The sequence below is a fragment of the Sphingomonas sp. Root241 genome (assembly GCF_001428865.1).
Classification (GTDB): Bacteria; Pseudomonadota; Alphaproteobacteria; order Sphingomonadales; family Sphingomonadaceae; genus Sphingomonas.
Map to the genome: position 1 here is coordinate 452,955 of NZ_LMIV01000001.1, position 21,323 is coordinate 474,277.

Here is a 21,323-nt window from a genome sequence, read left to right on the forward strand (position 1 = left end):
CCGTCATGCTTTGCATGCCGCCTCCCCCGCTGCGCGAGGGAGGAATTTTTTCGGGCTACCGCCCCACCGGCTGCCGCGCTGCCAGCGCCGCGAGGCAGCTCGCCTGGTCGATTGGGCCGCCGTCGCGCTGGCGCGTGTCCAGCCAAGTAACCACCGGTTCGCTGCGCCCGTTCGAGGGCGGATAGAGATACGCGTCGAGCACGCAGATCGGCCCGACGAACTGCAGCTTGCGCGCCCGGCTTTCGGTCGCGTCCATCGCAGGTTGACCGAACTGCGCGATCAGACGCGTCGCGGTCTGGCCTTTCACCGCCGTGACGCTCGCCGGCGCGGCAGCGGGCGGCGCGGCGGGGACGGGGACATAGGCCGCGGGTCGCGCTTCGGGGATCAGCTCGCCCCCGCAGCCGCCCAGCGCCATCGCCCCCGCCAATACCCAGAACTTCATGCCTCTCTCCCGCGGTGGAATGCGTGCGTCGCCATCGCCGCGCCGAGCACCGGCGCCATCAGATTGATGACCGGCACGAGGAACAGTCCCGTGCCGATCGCGCCCAGCGCAAGACGCCGCAGGTGGGTTTGGCGCCGCCATTCGCCGAGCTGCGCATAGGGCATATGCCGCGCCGCGACCATGTCGCCAAGGTCGCGCCCCAATAGCCATGCGTTGACGAGGAAAAATGCCAGCGCGGTCCCAACGCCGGTGACGAGCAGCATCAGATAGATCGGCGCGAGCAGCAGATTATAGCCGATCGTGCGCGCCGCCGAGCCCACGCCCATGGTAATGGAGCGCCCCAGCGGCACGGCACGCGCGGCGGCATGCGCGGCCGGATAATGCTTCGCTTCGACCGCCGCGACGACTTCGTCGGCGAAAATGCCCACCACTGCGACCGCCACCGCGCGGAACAGCAGCCACCAGCCGAGCACGAACAGCAGCAAGGTCGCGATATCCGCGAGCGCCCCGGCACCCGCGCCGTGCCCCATCCACTCGCTGGCCACTCTTGCCAGCCATCCCATCGCGAACCACAGCCCGACCCCGAGGCCTAAGAAGAGCAGCAAAGTCAGCGCCAGTGACTTGAGCAGGACCAGCAGCACCGGCCGATCGAACAACTGCCCGAACGAGAGGAGGAGGCCATGCATCATTGCGCTATCCCTTGCCCGCCACTAGGGCGTCCGCGCAACCCTGTCGGAGCCCAGACTTGACCAGCCACACCTACGACGTCGTCGCCATCGGCAACGCCATCGTCGACATTCTCGCCCAGGCCGAGGACAGCTTCATCGAGGAAATCGGCGTCGCCAAGGGCTCGATGCAGCTGATGTTCTCGCCCGAGGAAGCCGACGCGCTCTACGCGAAGATGGGGCCCGGCCGCGAAGTCTCGGGCGGTTCGGCCGCCAACACCGTCGCCGGCATCGCAGCCCTTGGCGGAAAGTGCGCGTTCATCGGCCAGGTAGCCGACGACCAGCTCGGCACTGTCTTCGCCCACGACATCCGCGCCGCCGGCGTCGACTTCGCCACCGCGGTTCGCCCCGGTCAGCCGACCACTGCGCGCTGCCTGATCTTCGTCACGCCCGATGGCCAGCGCACGATGAACACCTTCCTCGGGGCGTCGCAGTTTCTGCCCGCCGCCGCGCTCGACGAAGCGGTGATCGCCAATGGCGCGATCCTCTATCTCGAAGGCTATCTCTGGGATCCCGAAGAGCCCCGCGCCGCGATGCGCAAGGCGATCGACATCGCCCGCGCCAACGGGCGGAAAGTCGCCTTCACGCTCTCCGACGTCTTCTGCATCTCGCGTCACGGCGGCGATTTCCGTAAGCTGATCGAGGACGGTCTGATCGACATCCTCTTCGCCAACGAGAGCGAATTGCTCGCTTTGTGCGAGCACGAGACATTCGAGGCGGCGGTCGAGCACATCCACGGCAAGGTGCCTTTGCTCGTCGTCACGCGCAGCGAGAAGGGCGCGATGGCGCTGCAGGGCACCGAGCGTGTCGAAGTGCCGGCCGAGCCGATCGCAAAGCTGGTCGACACCACCGGTGCCGGCGACATGTTCGCGGCGGGCTTCCTGTTCGGCCAGGCGCAGGGCAGGGGCTTGCAGGAATCGCTCCGCCTCGGCGCGATTTGCGCGGCGGAGATCATCCAGCATTATGGCGCGCGCGCCGAAGCCGATCTCAAGCAGCTGGCCGGCGCCTGATCGCGTTCGTCCATCGGACCGAACAGGCTTTCCGCCGCCTTAAGGCTGTCTCTTTAAGCACTATGAAACCCGGAGCGAGGTAAGCCGCTAGAACGGCTACCTTATCTCTGGGGGCAAATCGTTGCTGCGACGGATCGCGCCCAGCCAGGCCAGGATGGGCATGTACATCCATGGATTCGAAGGCTCGTGGTTCAGCCACCCCTTCTGGCGCACGCGATTCCTGCTCGAACGCTCCGAGGACCTCGCCGCGCTGCTCGCCAGCGACGTGCCGGCGGTGCTCATCGATATCGACAAGGGCGTCGCTCCCGCCGAACCTCGGCCGCAAGCCACCGCCGCGCGCGCCGCCCCGACGCTCGTCGCGATCGAGCCGCTCGTCCCGCGCGACGCCGCCAAGATCGATCGCGAGCTCGCGCGCAAGACGATCGCGCGGTCCAAAACCGTGTTGAAGGACGTATTCGAAGGCGCGCGCCTCGGCCGGCCGATCGATGCCGGAGACGTGGCATCGGTCGTTACCGATATTTCAGCCGCGGTCGACCGCAATCCAGCGATGTTCATCGATATGGCGCGGCTGAAGTCCAAGGACGAATACACCTATCTCCATTCGGTTTCGGTCTGCGCGCTGATGGTCAATTTCGCCAGTCAGCTCGGCCTAGACGAGCCGACGGTGCGATCGATGGGGCTGGCCGGCCTGCTCCACGATGTCGGCAAGATGGCGGTGCCCGACGCTGTCCTCAACAAGCCCGGCCCCCTCGACGAGAACGAGCTCGCGCTGATCCGCGCGCATCCCGAGCACGGCCATGCGATGCTCGCCAATGGCGAAGGCGTCACGCAGGAAGTGCTCGACGTCAGCCTGCTCCACCATGAGAAGATCGACGGCACCGGTTATCCTTATGGCCTCAAGGGCGACGCGATCAGCCTCGCCGCGCGAATGGGCGCGATCTGCGACGTCTATGACGCGCTCACTTCCGAACGCCCCTACAAGGAAGGCTGGACCCCGCTCCGCGCCGCGACCGAGATGCATCGCTGGGAAGGCCATTTCGATCGCGATTTGCTGTTCAAGTTCTTCCGCAGTGTCGGCATCGCGCCCACCGGGCTGCTGGTGCGGATGCGCTCGAACCGCCTCGGTATCACGCTGCCCGACGGCGCCAGGGAGACGCGCAGCAAGGTCCGCGTCTTCCATTGCGCGCTCGAACGTGCCCCGCTCACGCTCGAGGACGTCTTCCTGTCCAGCGCGGGCGGGAGCGACCAGATCGTCAGCGAGGAAGAGCCAGATCGCTGGGGTTTTGCCGATTGGCGGGCATTGTCGCAGAGGCTGATCGCCGGGCAGGCCGCGCGGAGCTGAGTGGCGGCGCCTAAGCGTGGGCCAGGCTCCACGCGAACTCCGCCTTGGTTCAGGCGGCGCCGGCCTCGAGCGGTTCGCTGGTTCGCTCCGGCTGGCCGTATTCCGCGAGTGCCTGGGGGTAGCCGAGCAGGAAGCCCTGCACTTCGTCGCACCCTTCGCGTCGCAGCACGCCCAGCTGGCGCTCGGTTTCGATACCCTCGGCGAGCACGGGGATCGACAGGCTCTTGCCCAGCGCCAGCACCGCGCGGACGATCGCCACTGCCTGCGGGCTGCTTTCGAGCTCGGAGACGAACAGTCGGTCGAGCTTGATCTTGTCGAACGGGAAAGCGCGCAACGTTTCCAGCGAGGAATAGCCGGTGCCGAAATCGTCCAGCGCGATGCCGATCCCCATCGCCTTGATCTGGCGAAGGACGTGCAGCGCGCGGTCTCGATCGGCGAAGATCGCGGTTTCGGTCAGTTCGATCTCGAGGCGACGCGGCGGTAGCCCGGTATCGAGCAGCACCTGATGGAACAGCCGCGGCAGATCGGCATGGGTGAGCTGCATCGGAGAGACGTTGATCGCGACCTTGGCCTTATGACGCCAGCCCATCGCATCCGAACAAGCACGTCGCAGCACCCACTCGCCGAGCGGCAGGATCAGACCGTTCTCCTCCGCGATCGGAATGAACAGGTCCGGCGCGATCGGTCCGCGTTCGGGGTGCGTCCAGCGCAGCAGCGCCTCATACCCCGTCACCTCGTGCGTCGCGACCGAGGTCTGCACCTGATAATGGAGCTGGAGGTCGCCCTGATCGAGCGCCACCCGCAAGTCGTTTGCCAACTCTCGCCTGTCGCGAATCGCTTCGTCGAGCAGCGCGTCGTAGTAGCAAGGCGTCGGCGAGCGCTGGCTCTTGGCGCGGTACATCGCCAGATCGGCGTTGTTCATCAGCGTCTGGGCATCGCCCGCATCGGCCGGATAGACCGCGACGCCGAAACTGGCGCCGACTCGCGTATCGAACTGCCCGAGCGCCAGCGGGGCTTCGAGCGCCGTCTTCAGCCGATCGGTGAACGTGGTCAATTGGGTGGGGTGCTCGAAGCGAATGAGCGCCACGAACTCGTCGCCCCCGAAACGCGCGACCATTTCGTGCCGCCCGAGCTGGCTTGCCATGCGTTGCGCGACCAGGAGGAGGACCTGGTCGCCGGCCTGGTGCCCGTGGACGTCATTGATCTCCTTGAAGTGGTTGAGATCGATCGCCACGACGCCCAGCTGGCTCCCGCTCGCGCGCGCCAGCTCCAACTGGTGCTTGAGCTCGGACTGGAAATTGACGCGATTGGGGAGCCCGGTGAGCCCGTCGTTCATCGCCATATGGTGCAGCCGGTCCATCGCGTCCGAGCGGGTCCAGCGGTCGATCAGCGCCGCGAACACGCCGGCAGCGATCACCACCAGCCCTACCAGCGCCGTGGCGAGTGCCAACGCCTGCATCTGCTGCGGCTCCAGCGGCGCGGCGCTGAGCCGGAGCGGCGTGATGCGCAGCGCCGTCATCGCCACAAAGTGCAGCGTCGCAATCGCCGTGACCAGCAGCCCCGTGCCCGTCGCGACACGGTAGCGACCCAGCCGGGGCGACGAGAAAGCGCCGAGCGCGGCACCTGCGAAGACGACCGAGCACAGCACCGATGCCACCACATAGGGGATCCGCCATTCGACCAGCCCGTCGACCCGATAGGCCGCCATGCCGGTGAAGTGCATGCCCGAGATCGCGAGTCCGACGACCCCACCACCTGCGATCGAGTAGAAAAGGCTCCGGCGCGAAACTGCGATCCCGAAGCCCGTGCCCGTGCCCATGATCGCCGCGATCAGCGAGACGATGGTGAGCACCGGATCGAGCCGGACCGGAACCCCAGCGCGATATGCCAGCATCGCGACGAAATGGGTGCACCAGATCGTGGCGCCGGCGCCGACCGCGGTGAGGAACAGCCATGCGATCCGCTGGGCGCCGTGGGTGACCTGCGCGCGGCCGAACATCTGCATGATCGCGAACGCGCCGGTGCAGCAGACGAAGACTGCGAGCAGGACCAGCCAGGGGTCATGGTCCCTGCCGATACACATGGCGACTTCGATCATAGGGCGCGACCCCGCAAGCTGCGGGCCGGATATGCCGGCACCGCTTGAACACGCTTTCTGCGCAATGCGGGTTAAAAGGATGTGAAGCCTCGGGATTGGCGATCACCGATGCCGATAGTGGCGGCCCTCGCGTCGTCCGATATCCCGCTGGTCGAGATATCGGGCCGATCCGAAGCGCGGGCCAACCGCGGACCAACTTGACTCGACGCGACACCTTCGCGCCTGCCACGCGTCACTCGGGCTACAGCTACGCGCCGCGTAGGCGCCACCACGGTCACGCAGATGCGCCATCCGCGTTGACTCGCGCTTGCGACGGGAATCGACCGACGACGTCAAAGAGCGCCCGGCAAGGCCGGCTGGCGGAGGCAAGCAGACGAAATCCTACATTGCAAGCGAGGCGGTGACGTTCCTGCCAGCGACACTCACTTGCAATTGCAAGTCAATCGCATTAGTGGCGCGGGAACATCGTGCGACAAAGGGGAAATGATGCGCCATTCATTTGGTTTGCTGCTGGCGAACTCCGCCTGGTTGTTCACGCCGGCGCTGGCCCAGGCGCAGGAGATGCCGCAGCAGGACACGGCGCCGGGCGACACGGCCGTCGAGGATATCGTCGTCACGGGCTATGGCCGAAGCAACGAACCCACCACGGCTACGGGACTTCCCCTCACGCCCATCGAAACCCCGCAGACGATCAGCGTCATCACCCGACAGCAGATCACCGATCAGGCGCTGACGTCGATCAACGACGCGCTCGATTTTGCCGTGGGCATTTCCAAGAAGGACATCGATCGCGGCCGCAGCGCCATTTCCGCGCGCGGCTTCGAGGTCCAGAATTTCCAGCTCGACGGCGCGCCGTTCGTCAACGGCAATGTCGGCTTCGGCGAGACCAGCACGGCGCTGTACGAGCGCGTCGACCTGGTCCGCGGCGCCGCGGGCCTGATGCATGGTGCGGGCGACCCATCCGCAGTGGTCAACCTGATCCGCAAGCATGCGGATGCCAGCGAATTCGGCGGCTATGCCAGCCTCGAAGCAGGTTCGTGGAGCCGCTTCGCTGCGACGGTGGATGTCCAGTCGCCGCTCAATGCTTCGGGGACGGTGCGCGCCCGCGTCGTCGCACAGGCATATCGGCAGGATGCTTTCGTCGATCGCGAGGAAAGGAAGGGCCTGGTCCTTTACGGCGTGCTCGATGTCGATCTGGGCGAGCGCACCAAATTGTCCTTCGGCGCGAGCTATCAACGCGACGACCGCGACGGCGTGATGTGGGTGCAGCTTCCTTATTGGTACACCGACGGTACGCGGACCGACTGGCCACGATCCAAGACCACCGGCGCCGATTGGGGGCATTGGAACACCACCGAAATCACTGCCTTTGCGACGCTGACGCATGATCTGGGCGGCGGCTGGAAGGTCCGCGGCGATCTCGGTTATCACAACGGGCTCGAGGATTCGAAGCTGTTGTGGCTCGACGGCACACCCGATCGGGTGACCGGGCTGGGCATGACCAGCTATGGCTATTGGTACAAGGCCAATCCCGAGCAATGGCACGGCAGCATCCAGGCCAACGGCACCTTCGCGCTGCTCGGCGGCACCCATGATCTCTCCTTCGGCGCCATGGCGAGCTATCTCGACGGCGGCTGGACCAATCGCGATCCGATCGCGATCGATCCCGTCGGCGACTTCAATCGCTGGGACGGCACGCTGGCCGAGCCCGAATGGGGCGATCGTTACGTGCTGTCCGACCAGGGCAACACCACCCAGGCGGCGCTTTACGGCACGACGCGGATCAGCCTGTTCGACGGGCTGAAGCTGATCGCCGGCGGGCGCGTGAGCAGTTTCAAGCGCAACGAAGACGCGCATCCCTCGGGCAGGGCCGCCTACAGCCTGGCGTATAAGGGTGTGTTCACGCCTTATGCGGGGCTGGTCTATGAGATCACCGACAATCTGTCCGCTTATGCGAGCTACACCAACATCTTCAAGCCGCAGGGCAATCTGCGCGATCGCGAGGGTCGGCTTCTCGATCCACTCGAGGGCAAGAGCTACGAAGCGGGGGTGAAGGCGCTGCTGCTGGCCGGCAAGCTTCTCGCGACCGCCGCCGTGTACCGCATCGAGCAGGACAATCTTGCCGTGCCCGATCCGGGCCAGTTCGTGCCGGGCACGTCCAATCCGGCGTATCGCGGGGCGAGCGGGACCGTCGCCAAAGGCTACGAACTCGAAGTGGTCGGCAAGCTCACGCCGCAATGGGACATCAGCGCCGGGTGGAGCGACTATAGCGCGAAGGATGCCGATGGCGTCGATGTGCTCAGCCATCAACCGCGCCGCGCGTTCAATTTCGCGACTGCCTATGGCTTTGCCGGCGCACTCGACGGACTGCGGATCGGCGGCGCGCTCAAATGGGAGAGCCAGCCGCCGGTCACCGCGACCAATCCCGGATCGGGCGCCGTGGAGCGGATCGGCCAGCCCGATTACGCGATCGCCAACATCATGGCGCGCTACGATCTGAACAAGCAGGTGTCGCTGCAGCTCAATGTCGACAATCTGTTGGACCAGACCTTCTTCAGCGGCAACAGCTGGTTCCCCGGCTTCGTCTATGGCGAGCCCAGAAATGCGCGGGTGACGCTGAAATACGCCTTCTGACGCCGGACACCGTGGACGCCCCGCGCGTCCACGGACCTTGGCCTAGGACTTCGCCGTCTCTTCGCGCTGCACTTCGCGCCAGCCGATGTCGCGCCGGCAGAAGCCCGTCGGAAAATCCACCGCGTCCACCGCGCGATAGGCGGCCGCCTGCGCCGCCTTCACGCTTGCGCCACGCGCGGTCACCGCGAGTACGCGTCCGCCGCTCGACATCAGCGTCTCGCCGTCCAGCCGGGTGCCGGCGTGGAATATCTTCGCGCCGGTCGCCTCGGCTGCGTCGAGCCCGCGGATCGCGCCGCCGGTCTCCGGCGTGCCCGGATAGCCGTTCGCCGCCATCACCACGGTCAGCGCGGTATCGCCGGAAAAGACGGGATCGGCTCGTCCCGCCAGCTCGCCCTTCGCGGTCGCGACCATCAGCTCGAGCAGATCGCCTTCATAGCGCAGCATCAGCACCTGGCATTCGGGATCGCCGAACCGGGCGTTGTATTCGATCAGCTTGGGGCCGTGCGCGGTCAGCATCAGCCCCGCATAGAGCACGCCCGAATAAGGCGCGCCCATCCGCGCCAGCGCTTCCACCGTCGGCCGCACGATCGTGTCGATCGCTTCGCGCTCCAGTTCTGGGGTAAGCACCCGGGCGGGGCTGTACGCGCCCATCCCGCCGGTATTGGGTCCGGTGTCGCCATCGCCGACGCGTTTATGGTCCTGCGCCGATCCGAACGGGAGCAGATGCGTTCCGTCGGTCAGCACGAACAGGCTGGCTTCCTCGCCTTCCAGGAATTCCTCGATCACCGCGCTGGCGCCCTGCACCGCGAAGATGTCGCGGATCGCCTCCTCGGCTTCCTCGCGCGTCATCGCCACCGTCACGCCCTTGCCCGCGGCGAGGCCGTCAGCCTTGATCACCACCGGCAGGGGGAAATCGTCGAGCGTCGCGAGCCCGCCGTCGCGGCTCTCGACGCGGACATAGCCAGCGGTCGGGATCTTCGCGCGCGCGCACAGGTCCTTGGTGAAGCCCTTCGATCCCTCGAGTTGCGCCGCGGCCTTGTTGGGGCCGAAGACGCCGATCCCCATCGTACGCAAATTGTCGCCGAGTCCTTCGACCAGCGGCGCTTCGGGGCCGATCACGACGAAGCCGATCGAATGGCGGATGCAGAAATCGATGATCGCGCGATGGTCGGTCAGCGCGATCTCGGCGAGTTCGGCGTGCGCGGCTATTCCCGGATTGCCCGGCGCGGCGTAGAGCTTCGCGAGGAGTGGCGATTGCGCCAGCTTCCACGCGAGCGCATGTTCGCGGCCTCCCGACCCGAGCAGCAGGACGTTCATGGCCGATCCCTTTTCCGATACGTCATCCGGGCGGCTCGTAGCCGAGCAAGTGCCGGGGGACAACGCACCTGAAATGAGTGTCAGCGAACTCTCGCTCGCGCTCAAGCGGATGGTGGAGGGCGAGTTCGGCCATGTCCGCCTGCGCGGCGAGATTTCAGGGTGGAAACGCGCCGCCTCGGGCCACGCCTATCTGTGCCTCAAGGATGCCGATGCGGTGATCGACGGCGTGATCTGGCGCGGCGCCGCGTCGGCCCTCGCTTTCGCGCCGCAGGACGGCATCGAAGTGATCGCCACCGGCAAGCTCACCACCTATCCCGGCCGCTCCAAATATCAGATCGTGATCGAGCGGATGGAGCTCGCCGGCGAAGGCGCGCTGATGGCTTTGTTCGAGAAATTGAAGGCGAAGCTGGCGGGCGAGGGGCTATTCGATCCGGCGCGCAAGCAGCCCTTGCCCTATATGCCGCGCACGATCGGGGTGGTGACCTCGCCCACCGGCGCGGTGATCCGCGACATCCTCCATCGCCTCGCCGATCGCTTCCCCAGCCACGTCCTCGTCTGGCCGGTCAAGGTGCAGGGGGAAGGAGCAGCGGCCGAGGTCGCTGCGGCGGTGCAGGGATTCAATGCGCTGCAGGGCGATGGTCCGATCGGTCGCCCCGACCTGCTCATCGTCGCGCGCGGTGGCGGTTCGATCGAGGATCTGTGGGCGTTCAACGAAGAGATCGTCGTTCGGGCAGTCGCAAACAGCGACATTCCGGTGATCTCCGCGGTCGGCCACGAGACCGATACGAGCCTTTGCGATTTCGCCGCCGATCTCCGCGCGCCCACGCCCACCGCCGCCGCCGAGATCGCGGTACCGGTACTCGCCGACGTCCGCCACACCGTCGCCACCCTGGCGCACCGTACCGAACGCTGCGTCCGCCGCTACCACGAGCGTGCCGGCGAGCGACTTTCCGCGCTGGTCCGCGTCCTGCCGCGCCGCGACGCGCTGCTTGGTCCGCAGCGGCAGAAGATGGACGATCTCGCCGGCCGTCTCGATCGCGCGCTCGGGCGCCGGGTGACTCTCGCCCGCGCCCAGCTCGACCGCGACGCGGGCGCGCTGCGTCCTGCCGTGCTCGACCAGCTGGTCGCCACCGCGCGGCATCGTTTCGAGGGCGCGGCGCGCCTGCTCGACAGCGTCAATCCCGACAATCTGCTCCAGCGCGGCTATGTCCGCGTGGGTGCCAAGGCGACCGGAAAGGTCGTCACCACCGTCGCCGAAGCCCAAGCGGCGGGGGCGATCACGCTCCAGTTCAGGGATGGCCCGGTAGATGCCCGGGTTGAGCGGCCCGGCGGCAAACCCTACACGGGTTCAGTCCCCGAGCAGCCGAGCTTGCTGTAAACCAACGACGGAATCGAGACCGCCATGCTGATGTCCAACACCGCCCGCGCCGCTAAGCTTCATTACATGGCCAACGGCTTCCGCGTGCTCGCGCCTGGCGATCACGTCGTCTGCGCGGTCAGCGGTGAGCGGATTCCGCTCGACATGCTGCGCTACTGGAGTGTCGAGCGCCAGGAACCCTATGCCAGCGCCCAGCACGCCGCCGAGGCGATCCACGGCAAATGAGGCACGCCCGGTTGGGGGCGGCCCTCGTGCTGGGCCTGCTCTGCGCCTCTGCCCAGGCCCGTGACGCCCGGCCCGCAGCGGCGGCGGTGCAGGCCGATCCCTTCGCACTGATCGGAAAGCTGGTGCAGGGCGGCTTGGCGACCGGCACGGCGCCACGCGGGACGACGTTGCTCAGCCTCAACGGCAGGCCCGTTCAGATTGCCTCCGACCGGCGCTTCCTGATCGCATTCGATCGCGATTCCGGCTCGACGGCGACGCTCGTCGCCCGGCTCGGCAACGGAGTCGAGGTCCGCAAGCAGCTTGCGATCGCCCCGCGCGCCTGGGACATATCGCGCCTCAATACCTTGCCCAAATATCCGGTTCCCCGCCCCGAGTTCGACCGGGTGCGCCCGGCCGAGCTCGCCCAGATCAGCGCGGCGCGCGCGCTCGGAAGCGATTCCCAGGGCTGGCGGCAGACCTTCCTGTGGCCGGCGGTCGGCCGGATCTCGACGCTGTTCGGCTCGCAACGCATCTATGCCGGCGAGCCCGGCGCCTATCATTCGGGCATCGACATCGCCCGGCCCACGGGCACGATCGTGTTGGCGCCAGCCGACGGTGTGGTCATCCTCGCCACGCCCCGGCCCTTCACACTTGAGGGCAATCTGGTGCTGATCGACCATGGCATGGGGCTCAACAGCGCCTTCATGCACCTCTCTCGAATCGACGTGAAGCTCGGCGAGCGCGTCCGCCGCGGGCAGCCGATCGGCGCGATCGGCAGGAGCGGGCGGGCGACCGGCCCGCATCTGCATTGGGGATTGCGCTGGAACGACGCGCGGCTCGATCCCTTGCTCGTCGCGGGGCCCATGCCCGCCGCAGACTAATGTGTCCGGCGCTTTGCGCTGCAACATTATTTTTCAAGTCTCGCGCCGCTGACGCAACAATCAAACTCGCAATGTGTCATTTTAGATACACTGCTCCCAAAAGGCGGGCCGGGAACCTGAATGCACGCTTTACAGCGGGCGGACCCCTCTTCATCCCTCGTGCCAAGCTTTGCCCAGAGCATGCCCAAAAGGCGTGCGGGGGGTGGAGCGGGGAGACATTCTGGCCGGGATGCACTGCAACACGGCCGGACCAAGCGAGGGAAATTCATGAAGAAAACCCAGATCACACGCGGTCTGCGCGGCAGCACGGCTTTGTCCGCGCTCGTCCTCGCCGGCACGCTGTTCGCCGCGCCTGCATTCGCGCAGACTGCGCCGAACACGCAGAACACTCCAGCGGCTGCGCCGTCGGAAGACGAAGAAGCCAGCGACAACCAGGACATCGTCGTCACCGGTTCGATTCTGCGCCGCACCGACAGCGAGACACCTTCGCCCGTCACCGTGCTGAGCAGCGAGACGCTCGAGGCGCGCGGCATCAATACGGCAGCCGAAGCGCTGCAGCGCGTTGCTGCCAACGGCTCGGGAACGATCTCGGAAGGTTGGAACAACGGGAACAACTTCGCGGCCGGTGCGAACGCTGTGTCACTGCGCGGTCTGACCGTGCAGAAGACGCTGACGCTCTTCGACGGCTTGCGGATGGCGCCTTATCCCGTTGCGGACGACGGTCACCGAAACTTCGTCGACCTCAACACGATTCCGGACGCGATCATCGATCGCATCGAAGTTCTGAAGGACGGCGCTTCGTCGACCTACGGCGCCGACGCTGTCGCGGGCGTGGTCAATGTGATCACCAAGAAGGAAGTCAAGGGCGTCCACGTCAATGCCTCGACCGGCATCTCCGAGCACGGCGACGGCGCCGAGCAGCGGTTCGACTTGACCCTTGGCCACGGCGATCTCGATGCGGATGGCTTCAACCTCTACGTCAGCGGCTCCTATCGCAAAAACGACGTGATCTGGGCTCGCGATCGCGACTTCCCGGGCAGCACCGGCTATCTCGGCGACATTTGCGACGGCGCTGGCCACTGCATGGGCACTCCGACGCGCTGGTACCAGTTCGCTGTCAATCCCAATGGCACCCTCGGCGGCTCGACCATCGCGAATTTCCCGCTGGTCGCCCCGGGTACCGCGGCCGGTGCCCGGACGGCTGAATACCGTCTGCTGAACTCGGATTGCGGCGCATTCGGCGCGCAGTCGCAGACTCTGCCGAACAGCGCTCGCGGTCTGGTGACCACCGGCGCACTCGCAGGGCAGTACACCTACGCGTCCAACCTGTGCCAGCTGGACATGAAGGAAAAGTACGCCACGCTTCGTCCGTCGACTGAGCGCTATGGCTTCTCCGCCCGCGCCACGGTGAGGGTTGGTGACAATGCGGAAGCGTATGTCTCGGGCAATTACATGCACGTGAATACCTATTCGCAGCTGACCCCGTCGGCGTTGGGCACCACCAACACGCCGCCGCCCAGCTCGGTTGCGTGGAATTCCATGGTGCTGCCGGTCTATGTCTGCCCGGGTGGCGTCGGCGCCTTCACGGCTGCCGGGGTCAACACCAGCAGCTGCACGGCCGCTTCGGCGGGCGCGGCGCTCAACCCGAACAATCCGTTCGCGTCTTCGGGTCAGGTTGCGATCCTTCGCGGCCGTTATGACCGTCCGCAGACCGTCGAGACCAATTCGCGTGCGCTTCGGGCCGCAGCCGGGATCAACGGGACCTTCGGCTCGGACAACGACTGGAACTATCAGGTCGAATTCACCGCGTCGCAGATTGAACTCAGCCGCATCAGCGAGAACTACATCATCCCGCAGCGGGTCGCGGACGTGATCGCAACCGGCGCGTACAATTTTGCGCAACCTTGGCTGAACAGTCAGCAGGTGCGTGATTATATCTCGCCGATCAATGTCAAGAAGTCGACTTCGGAACTATGGCAAGGTTCGGCTACCCTGGGTCGGGCTCTGTTCGATTTACCGGGTGGTCAGCTCCAGGCGGCCGTGGGCGTATCGTATCGTCACGAATCGATCAACGATCAGTCGGCGAACCCCGAGAACCTCGCACATCCCTACGATCGTTACTTCACGATCAACGCTGTGGGCGCGGTCGGCAGCCGCAACGTCAAGTCGGCGTTCTACGAAGTCGGTGCGCCGATCTTCGATCAGCTCGAGCTGAGCGCTTCTGGCCGCTATGACAAGTATTCGTCCGGCCAGAGCAACTTCTCGCCGAAGTTCGGCGCGAAGATAAAGCCCGTGCAGCAGCTCCTGCTTCGCGGGACCTGGTCGAAGGGCTTCCGTATCCCCTCGTTCAACGAGGCGTTCGGCCTGCCGACGACCGGTTACACCAACCTGGGCGTCAACTGCGCCGATACACCGACCTTCTGTGCTGCGCACTCGGCCGGCGGCGTTCCCAACACCTACATCACCAACGGCTATCAGCTCGGACGTACTTCGACGGGTAACCCGGCTCTCGACCCTGAAAAGTCGACCAGCTGGACCGTGGGCGCGGTGTTCGAACCGATCCGGAACGTCTCGTTCACGATCGACTACTTCAACATCAAGGTGCGGGATGTCATCGGGAACATTTCGGCCGAGGATCAGGACGCAGCGCTGATCGCCTATATGGAAACCGGCAATACTACTGCCGTTCCTGGCGTCAACGTCGTTCCGAGCGCCGGCAACGATCCCCAGTTCCCGACCGCGCGCGTGCTCCCGCAGTTCCTCGAGTTCTCGTTCCAGAACGCGGACACTGAAGAAGTTTCGGGCATCGACCTCGGCTTCGATGTGAAGCACGACTTCGGTGGCGGCGTGCAATTGTACAGCTCGTTCGACGCGTCGTACCTGCTCAAGTATCAGGTCGTTCGCAAGAGCGGCACGATCGAGCGCTATGACGGGTCGCTCAGCCCGTGCGACTACACCTCGTGCTCGGGTTCGCCGAAGTGGCGCGGCAGCTGGCAGAACACGCTCACCGTGGGTGGGCTGGCGCTGACAGGCACCGTCTACTACACTGGCGGCTATGACTTGGCTTCGGTCGACTACGGCGGCACGCCGGGCGACTGCCAGGCCAGCATCGGTGCGTCCGTCGTGGGTTATCAGCGTGCTCCGGGCGAAGCCGGATCGGTTCCGCTGGTACCGGTGAAGTGCGAAGTCGGCGCGCAGTGGAATGCTGACCTCACCCTCAGCTACCGTGTGAATGACCACTTCCAGATCTATGCGAATGCCCTGAACTTCCTGAACATCAAACCGCAGTTCGATCCGTCGGCTGCGTACTCGATCTTCAACTATAACCCTGCTTGGGGTCAGGCGAACGTCGTGGGCCGTTACTTCCGCGTCGGTACCAAGCTCGACTTCTAAACTTCCGGAAATACTGGAAACAAAATGGGGCGGCTCCGCGAGGAGCCGCCCCTTCTTTTTGCCCGGCGATCGCAGCTCAGACGACGTTGAGCTTCAGCGCCCCGTCCCCCTCGTCGATCGTCACGGTCGATCCGTCCTTGACGTCGCCGCGCAGGATCAGGTCCGCGAGCGGATCCTGCAGATAGCGCTGCACCGCGCGCTTCAGCGGTCGCGCGCCGTAGACCGGATCATAGCCGACCCGCCCGAGCCAGGCGCGTGCGGCATCCGACAATTCGATCCGGATCTTGCGGTCCGCGAGCAGCTTGCTTACCCGCCCCACCTGGATATCGACGATCGGCGCCATGTGATCGGCGGCGAGTCGGTGGAACAGGATGATCTCGTCGAGCCGGTTGAGGAACTCCGGCCGGAAATGCGCGCGCACGATTTCCATCACCTGCGGCTCGACATCCTCCACTTTCTGCCCGTCGGCGAGGTTGGTGAGGAATTGCGACCCCAGATTCGACGTCAGGATCACGATCGTGTTCGAGAAGTCGACCGTGCGGCCCTGGCCGTCGGTCAGCCGCCCGTCGTCGAGCACCTGGAGCAGCACGTTGAACACGTCGCCATGCGCCTTCTCGACTTCGTCGAACAACACGACCTGATAGGGCCGGCGGCGAACCGCTTCGGTCAGCACGCCGCCTTCCTCATAGCCGACATAGCCCGGAGGCGCGCCGAGCAGCCGCGCGACCGAGTGCTTCTCCATGAACTCGCTCATGTCGATCCGCACCATCGCGTTGCTGTCGTCGAACAGGAACTCGGCGAGCGCCTTGGTCAGCTCGGTCTTGCCGACGCCGGTGGGCCCGAGGAACAGGAACGAGCCGAGCGGGCGATTGGGATCCTGCAGCCCGGCGCGGCTGCGGCGCACCGCGGTCGCCACCGCCTTCACCGCGTCGGCCTGACCGATCACGCGCTTGCCGAGCTGCTCTTCCATGTTGAGGAGCTTCTCGCGTTCGCCCTCGAGCATCCGCTCCATCGGAATGCCGGTCCAGCGCGCGACCACCGCGGCGATATCGTCGGCAGTGACTTCCTCGCGCAGCATCGCACCCTTGGTGGTGGCCTGTGCCTCGTCGAGCTGCTTGGTCAGCGCGGGGATGGTCCCGTAATTGAGCTCGGCCATCTTGCCGAGATCGCCCGCGCGCTGCGCCTGTTCGAGCTCCAATTTGGCGGCGTCGAGCTGCTCCTTGAGCCGCGATTCGGCGTTGATCTTGTCCTTTTCCGCCTGCCAGCGCCCGGTGAGCTCCGCCGACTGCTGCTCGAGATTGGCGAGCTCGGCCTCGAGCGTCGCGAGGCGATCCTTCGACGCCGCGTCGGTCTCCTTTTTGAGTGCCTCGCGCTCGATCTTGAGCTGGATGATTCGCCGGTCGAGATTCTCGATCTCCTCGGGCTTGCTCTCCACTTCCATGCGGATGCGGCTGGCGGCCTCGTCCATCAGGTCGATTGCCTTGTCGGGCAGGAATCGATCGGTGATGTAGCGGTTGGAGAGCGTCGCGGCGCTGACGATCGCGCCGTCGGTGATCCGCACGCCGTGGTGCAGCTCGTATTTTTCCTTGAGGCCGCGCAGGATCGAAATCGTGTCCTCGACCGTCGGCTCGCCGACGAACACGGGCTGGAAGCGGCGCTGGAGAGCGGCATCCTTCTCGACATATTTGCGGTACTCGTCGAGCGTGGTCGCGCCGATGCAGTGGAGCTCGCCGCGCGCGAGCGCGGGCTTCAGGAGATTGCCGGCATCCATCGCGCCCTCGGTCTTCCCGGCGCCGATCAGCTGGTGCATCTCGTCGATGAACAGGATGATATGGCCCTCGCCGGCCTTCACTTCGTCGAGCACACCCTTCAGCCGCTCCTCGAATTCGCCCCGATATTTGGCGCCCGCGATCAGGCTGCCCATGTCGAGCGACATCAGTGCACGATCCTTGAGATTGTCGGGCACGTCGCCATTGGCGATGCGCAGCGCGAGGCCCTCGGCGATCGCGGTCTTGCCGACACCGGGCTCGCCGATCAGGACGGGATTGTTCTTGGTGCGCCGTGCGAGGATCTGGATCGTGCGGCGGATCTCCTCGTCGCGACCGATCACCGGATCGAGCTTGCCGTCGCGCGCCGCTTGCGTCAGGTCGCGCGCGAACTTCTTGAGCGCATCATAGCGATCCTCGGCACCCGCGGTGTCGGCGGTGCGCCCGCCGCGAAGCTTGTCGATCGCGGCGTTGAGGTTCTGCGGGGTGACGCCGGCGGCGGCGAGTGCCTTGCCCGCGGTCGTGGTGCCGGCCAGCGCCAGCGCGAGCAGCAGCCGCTCGACGGTGACGAAGCTGTCGCCTGCCTTGGCCGCGACCTGCTCGGCCTGGTCGAGCACGCGCACCGCGTCATTGTCGAGGCCCGGCGTCTGCTGCGCGCCGCCGCCCGATACCGCGGGGACCTTGGCCAGCGCCGCATCGGTTTCGGAGAGCGCGCGCTTCGCATCGCCGCCTGCCGCACCGATCAGTCCGCTCGCCATGCCCTGCTCGTCCTCGAGCAGCGCCTTGAGCAGATGTTCCGGCGAGATCCGCTGGTGGTTCATCCGGATTGCCACGGTCTGCGCCGACTGAAGGAATCCCTTGGCGCGGTCGGTGAATTTCTCGAGGTTCATGCTGGCCCCTATTGGTTATGGAGCCGATGTAGTGTTGCCATTGTGCAACACAAGGACTTCGATGCGTCTCAGGTGAGGTGGATGTACAGCGCCGTGGTCCGCAACTGGCCCCCGCCGTTCTGAAATTCCTGTTCGGTCACCGAAAGCGTCTCGCCTTTGCCCGGCGGCCAGGGATCGCGGATGCTCAACACGCGAGTGCCTTCGACACGAAGCGCGCGGGCGCTGGCCTGGACCGGCGCGTCGCCGCTCACGGAGTCGATCACGACGAAATGGCCATGCGCACCGTCGACTCGCGCAATGACCGGACCTTTGGCCAGCGCCTCGATCACTGCGGTGAGCGACATCACCTTCGGCGCGGAGCATGGCACATAGTTGTTCAGGACCTTCGCTATATTGCCCATCGCGGCTCCGGCGGCGGGATTATAAGATTTGGGATAGTCCTGCGACAGCCGCTCGATATATCCAGCATCCATGTAAATGGACTTGGAGGCCATCACCATCTGTACGGCCGCGATCCCGCACGATGTGCTGGTCAGCTGCCCGAACAGCGGGTTCGCTTCTTCCTCGTCATCGTCATCGTCATAATCGTCGTCTTCAGCGTCAAGATCCTCCTGATAGTCTCCCATTGCCCGCGCCATCTCGCTCTGTGCATCGGTGGAGGACTTTGCCATCTGGATCGCGGAGGCGCCTGACGCCTTCAACTGCCGGAACGGCGGCACATAAGGCCGGGGCACATAACCTTTGTGGTCTTCCACGTCGCTGGCATAATCGCGGTCAAGCGCCTCGTTGAACTCCGCATCCTTGCTCGCGGCCTTCATCGCGCGGTGAGTCGCCTTTAGGCGCGGGTTCTTGTCGGCGCCCAGCAACGCGTGTTCATGATCCGCCGAATAGGCCCCGGTTCCGAACATGGTGGCGTCGACGAAATTCCTCGCCATTTGCGGATGGTTCATCCCTCGTACCTTGCGGATCAGCGGCAGCTTGTTGGTGGCATGGACGGATATCTCGTGATTGAGCGTGTGCGCCATTGCCGCCTTCGAAAGGTCTTCGCGAAGCGTGACGGTGATGCGAACTGCGTTGCCCGCGGTCATCCAGGGCGGCCATTGGTCCGAGGTCGCCGAATTGAGGGCGTTCTGCTGCAAGCCCCGATATACGCCCTGACCGTCCATCACGGCCATCGCCGTGTCCCCCATCGCCTCCATGGCGTCGGTGGTGATGACGAGCTCCAGATCGGGCTCGGTCTCGAAGACGGTCAACGCGGGTTTGATCGCCTTGTCCTCAGCCGCGACATTCTGGTCGCCCTGCTTGTACAGTTCGATCCCAGCTTTCGCGTCGTCAAAGGCCTCGGCCTTGGCGATGTCATCATACTCAATGACATCGGGCGCGACCGCATCGGGATGGAAGTTGCCGGCATAGACCACCTTGGGCTGACGGACGGCGGAGAGCGATAGTGGAAGACTGGGGAGCGGCGGCGCCGCTTTCGCCTGCGCAATCGGTCGCGCAGCGATCGCGCCCATCCGGTCCGCTTCGCTTTCCAGAGAGGGTGAATCGTTGATCGGCTGGCCCCGCGGATCGTGCCGGGTTGCCCGGACCCGTCCCTGCTTCTGCTGCACCACGTGCCATGCCTCATGCGGCAAGTGCTGCTCCTGCCCCGGGGCGAGGTGGATGTCGGTACCTTGAGCATAAGCGTGCGCCTGCATTTGTGCGGGCCTGGCCGAGTTGCGATGAACCCGCACATCATCGAGCGCGATGCCCGACAGCGCTTCCATACCTGTCTTGAGATTGGCGGGTAGGCTGTCGCGCGGCGCGGCCTTCGCTTGAATCGGTGCGGGTGCGGACCGCGCGTTCAGGCGCGCCGCCATTTCATGGAGCTGCGCGACGGCGCTACGCGCGCCGAGCTTGCCCGACGATGGCCCGGCCGGCGACGTGCTTCTGGTTGGCTGGTTCGACAGCCGGTGGGCCAGTTCCGCCATCGCTCGCTCCTTGATCGCTGGTTCCTGACGATCGGAGAATGCCGCCTTTCCGCTCGTCCGGGGGCGCAACCGCATCCGTTTTGGTACAGGTTATTTCCCTGCCTCGGCCGGCCGGCGCGCCCGCGGCGCACCCTTGGCGAAGCGATTGCCGTAGCGATTGCCTTCGTACCAGCGCGGCGGCTCGGGAGCGTTGGCGACTTCGCGGGCGATCAGATAGTTGAGCCGCGCGAACTTGGCGCCCGCCTCCCAGTTGAAGGGCAGGTCGGCTTGGTCGGACGGCTGGTGGTAGTTCTTCGCGAGGAACGTCCTGAACGCCTTCTCGCCGCCATTCTTGAACCCGGTCATCAGGAAGATCGACGGCACGCCGACCTTGACGAAGCTGTAATGGTCGGAGCGTTCGAAGAAATCCTCCTCGGGCATCGGATCGGGCGAGACCGACACGCCCATGCTCGCGCCGGCACGGGCAGTGACTTCGCCCAACGTCGAATGCTCGCCGCCGAAGGCGATCACGTCCTGAAAGTCGTAGAGCAGGATCGGCATGTCGAGATTGATGTCGGCGACGATCCTGCCCTTGCCGACCACCGGATTTCGGGCGAGATAGTTCGATCCCAGCAGCCCGCTTTCCTCGCCCGCCAGCGCGACGAACAGGATCGATCGCTTCGGCCGCTGCCCGCTCCCGGCGAACGCGCGCGCCGTCTCGAGCATGGTCGCGACGCCCGAGGCATTGTCCATCGCGCCATTGTAGATCTTGTCGCCCGCGCGCAGCGGATCGGTTCCGACATGGTCGAGATGCGCGCTCAGCACGACATATTCGTTCCTGAGCACCGGATCGGATCCGGGCAGGACTCCGATGACGTTGGGCGCCTTGTAGATGCGCTGACGCGGCGGATTGCCCATCGTGATCGGCAGCTTCGCGATCTGGAACCAGCCCGTGTCGGTCTGGGCCTGGACCAGTCCGAGCGCGGCAAAGCGCTCTGCGACATAGACGGCGGCGGTCAGATAGCCTTTCGACAGCGTGTAACGGCCCTCGAGCGCGTCGTCGGCGAGGAACTCGACATGCTTGCGCACTTCGCTCGCGCTGAACGCCGGCTGGTCCGGAGCCGCCTGGGCATGCGCGGCCATGGGCGCGAGGGCGAGCGAAAGCCCGGCGAGGAGCATCGAAATGCGCATGGGGAAGTCTCTCGGAAAAGGCGCCAATCGGCTCGAGGCTAATCGAAAAACCACCGGCTGCAAGCGCTTACGGATTCGGTTGCAGCGGTTACCGCCTGCGCTA

General features: G+C 65.6%; 14 protein-coding genes. 7 read left to right on the top strand and 7 right to left on the bottom strand.

The features are described from left to right. Positions 1-55: 55 nt before the first annotated feature. On the bottom strand, positions 56-442 hold the full coding sequence (locus ASE13_RS02305) for a hypothetical protein (RefSeq protein ID WP_056610866.1): 387 nt from the start codon (positions 440-442) through the stop codon (positions 56-58). Then, positions 439-1,131 carry an EI24 domain-containing protein gene (locus ASE13_RS02310; protein WP_056610869.1) on the bottom strand — a complete coding sequence of 231 codons (693 nt, stop codon included), beginning with the start codon at positions 1,129-1,131 and terminating at the stop codon, positions 439-441. The genes ASE13_RS02305 and ASE13_RS02310 overlap by 4 nt, the downstream gene beginning before the upstream one ends. A 56-nt stretch (positions 1,132-1,187) precedes the next feature. On the opposite strand from ASE13_RS02310, the gene ASE13_RS02315 reads away from it, so the two are divergent. Both ASE13_RS02315 and ASE13_RS02320 read left to right on the top strand, forming a co-directional pair. Beyond that, entirely contained in the window at positions 1,188-2,177 is a 990-nt protein-coding gene (locus ASE13_RS02315; protein ID WP_056610871.1) for an adenosine kinase, read from the top strand. A 121-nt stretch (positions 2,178-2,298) separates the two neighbouring features. Further along, a complete protein-coding gene (locus ASE13_RS02320) occupies positions 2,299-3,519 on the top strand; it encodes an HD-GYP domain-containing protein (protein WP_056610874.1) in 1,221 nt (406 codons plus the stop codon). A gap of 49 nt (positions 3,520-3,568) precedes the next feature. Here ASE13_RS02320 and ASE13_RS02325 read toward each other — a convergent pair whose 3' ends face one another. Continuing rightward, positions 3,569-5,617, bottom strand: a complete 2,049-nt coding sequence (locus tag ASE13_RS02325) for a putative bifunctional diguanylate cyclase/phosphodiesterase (protein WP_235536813.1) — start codon at positions 5,615-5,617, stop codon at positions 3,569-3,571. 486 nt (positions 5,618-6,103) lie between these two features. Here ASE13_RS02325 and ASE13_RS02330 point away from each other — a divergent pair, with 486 nt between their 5' ends. Continuing rightward, complete coding sequence (locus ASE13_RS02330) at positions 6,104-8,251, top strand: TonB-dependent siderophore receptor (protein ID WP_162254660.1); 2,148 nt, start codon at positions 6,104-6,106, stop codon at positions 8,249-8,251. A 42-nt stretch (positions 8,252-8,293) separates the two neighbouring features. On the opposite strand, the gene purD is transcribed toward ASE13_RS02330, so the two are convergent. Then, the gene (gene purD, locus ASE13_RS02335) at positions 8,294-9,568 is read right to left on the bottom strand and encodes a phosphoribosylamine--glycine ligase (RefSeq protein ID WP_056610881.1); all 1,275 of its coding nucleotides are present in this window, start codon (positions 9,566-9,568) and stop codon (positions 8,294-8,296) included. Between purD and xseA the strand changes: the two genes are divergently transcribed. From xseA to ASE13_RS02355, 4 genes are all read left to right on the top strand, one after another. Then, complete coding sequence (gene xseA, locus ASE13_RS02340; protein WP_056610886.1) at positions 9,567-10,946, top strand: exodeoxyribonuclease VII large subunit; 1,380 nt, start codon at positions 9,567-9,569, stop codon at positions 10,944-10,946. The genes purD and xseA overlap by 2 nt on opposite strands. Before the next feature lie 24 nt (positions 10,947-10,970). Beyond that, a complete protein-coding gene (locus ASE13_RS02345; RefSeq protein WP_056610889.1) occupies positions 10,971-11,171 on the top strand; it encodes a DUF2093 domain-containing protein in 201 nt (66 codons plus the stop codon). Further along, positions 11,168-12,031, top strand: a complete 864-nt coding sequence (locus ASE13_RS02350; protein WP_082596324.1) for a M23 family metallopeptidase — start codon at positions 11,168-11,170, stop codon at positions 12,029-12,031. The genes ASE13_RS02345 and ASE13_RS02350 overlap by 4 nt, the downstream gene beginning before the upstream one ends. 267 nt (positions 12,032-12,298) lie before the next feature. Further along, positions 12,299-15,424 carry a TonB-dependent receptor plug domain-containing protein gene (locus ASE13_RS02355; protein ID WP_056610891.1) on the top strand — a complete coding sequence of 1,042 codons (3,126 nt, stop codon included), beginning with the start codon at positions 12,299-12,301 and terminating at the stop codon, positions 15,422-15,424. Positions 15,425-15,500: 76 nt separating this feature from the next. Here the strand turns inward: ASE13_RS02355 and clpB are convergent, their stop codons facing one another. The 3 genes from clpB to ASE13_RS02370 all read right to left on the bottom strand — a co-directional run bounded on the left by clpB (position 15,501) and on the right by ASE13_RS02370 (position 21,220). Continuing rightward, positions 15,501-18,080, bottom strand: coding sequence for an ATP-dependent chaperone ClpB (gene clpB / locus ASE13_RS02360; RefSeq protein ID WP_056610894.1), 2,580 nt, complete (start codon positions 18,078-18,080; stop codon positions 15,501-15,503). 68 nt (positions 18,081-18,148) lie between these two features. After that, positions 18,149-20,050, bottom strand: coding sequence for an eCIS core domain-containing protein (locus ASE13_RS19115; protein ID WP_082596326.1), 1,902 nt, complete (start codon positions 20,048-20,050; stop codon positions 18,149-18,151). 90 nt (positions 20,051-20,140) lie between these two features. Next, the gene (locus ASE13_RS02370; RefSeq protein ID WP_056610896.1) at positions 20,141-21,220 is read right to left on the bottom strand and encodes a M28 family metallopeptidase; all 1,080 of its coding nucleotides are present in this window, start codon (positions 21,218-21,220) and stop codon (positions 20,141-20,143) included. Positions 21,221-21,323: the final 103 nt, after the last annotated feature.

Bases quoted from the DNA above. Each gene is read 5' to 3' on its own strand.
- ASE13_RS02305 (WP_056610866.1), bottom strand. From the start codon at position 442: ATGAAGTTCTGGGTATTGGCGGGGGCGATGGCGCTGGGCGGCTGCGGG.
- ASE13_RS02310 (WP_056610869.1), bottom strand. From the start codon at position 1,131: ATGATGCATGGCCTCCTCCTCTCGTTCGGGCAGTTGTTCGATCGGCCG.
- ASE13_RS02325 (WP_235536813.1), bottom strand. From the start codon at position 5,617: ATGATCGAAGTCGCCATGTGTATCGGCAGGGACCATGACCCCTGGCTG.
- ASE13_RS02330 (WP_162254660.1), top strand. From the start codon at position 6,104: ATGCGCCATTCATTTGGTTTGCTGCTGGCGAACTCCGCCTGGTTGTTC.
- xseA (WP_056610886.1), top strand. From the start codon at position 9,567: ATGGCCGATCCCTTTTCCGATACGTCATCCGGGCGGCTCGTAGCCGAG.
- purD (WP_056610881.1), bottom strand. From the start codon at position 9,568: ATGAACGTCCTGCTGCTCGGGTCGGGAGGCCGCGAACATGCGCTCGCG.
- ASE13_RS02345 (WP_056610889.1), top strand. From the start codon at position 10,971: ATGCTGATGTCCAACACCGCCCGCGCCGCTAAGCTTCATTACATGGCC.
- ASE13_RS02350 (WP_082596324.1), top strand. From the start codon at position 11,168: ATGAGGCACGCCCGGTTGGGGGCGGCCCTCGTGCTGGGCCTGCTCTGC.
- ASE13_RS02355 (WP_056610891.1), top strand. From the start codon at position 12,299: ATGAAGAAAACCCAGATCACACGCGGTCTGCGCGGCAGCACGGCTTTG.
- clpB (WP_056610894.1), bottom strand. From the start codon at position 18,080: ATGAACCTCGAGAAATTCACCGACCGCGCCAAGGGATTCCTTCAGTCG.
- ASE13_RS19115 (WP_082596326.1), bottom strand. From the start codon at position 20,050: ATGGCGGAACTGGCCCACCGGCTGTCGAACCAGCCAACCAGAAGCACG.
- ASE13_RS02370 (WP_056610896.1), bottom strand. From the start codon at position 21,220: ATGCGCATTTCGATGCTCCTCGCCGGGCTTTCGCTCGCCCTCGCGCCC.